The organism is Ralstonia sp. SET104, from assembly GCF_003851545.1.
Classification (GTDB): Bacteria; Pseudomonadota; Gammaproteobacteria; order Burkholderiales; family Burkholderiaceae; genus Ralstonia.
On sequence record NZ_BHVX01000044.1, the window covers coordinates 1 to 622 of the forward strand.

Below are 622 nucleotides of genomic sequence, written 5' to 3' on the forward strand. Positions count from 1 at the left end.
GAGTTCGGTTGGCTCGCACTTGGCCTCGAAGGCCGCGCTGGCCATTTCGCGGCGAATCAGGTTGTAGGCGATCAGTGCGCCCCAGATTTCCTGGCAAACGCCCTCGACGGTCCGGCTACGCAGCGTCAGTTCGCTGCCGAGCATCGATTGTTTGAGTTCTCGGTAGCTGGTTTCAACCTGCCAGCGGCGTTCATAGCAGGCAGCCAGGTCGGCCGCCTTGAAACGGCGCCGGTCGGTCAACGAAGTCAGTAGCACCCGCTCGCGCCCTCCCGCATCCAGCACGCGAATCGCACGCGCGGTCCACCATTCGGGCAGCTCAGGGCACTTCTGCCGCGCCTGCGGCGAGACGCGCATGCGCACCAAGGCGTCGTCGGGCTTGCCCGAGACCACTTCCCAGCGCGTATTGGATTTGGCGGGAATCAGGAAGTGGCGATTGCGCTCGCCCGCAGTCAGGCCACACAGGATCTCTGCGGATAGAAAGCCCTTGTCGAAGACGGTCAGCGAGTGATCCGGGATCTGTGCCAGCAATTGCTTGGCATAGAGCATCTCGTTCGTGTCGTAACGACCGAACGCGATATTCGCGACGAGATGGGTCGGAATCGAGGTCAGCGTCACCGCGCGC

General features: G+C 63.0%; 1 protein-coding gene. It reads right to left on the bottom strand.

Annotated elements, in window-relative coordinates; translation table 11 throughout:
• Nucleotides 1-622, bottom strand: a 622-nt coding sequence (locus tag PSUB009319_RS22735; RefSeq protein ID WP_124384425.1) for an IS4 family transposase, incomplete at both ends; no start/stop codon positions are given.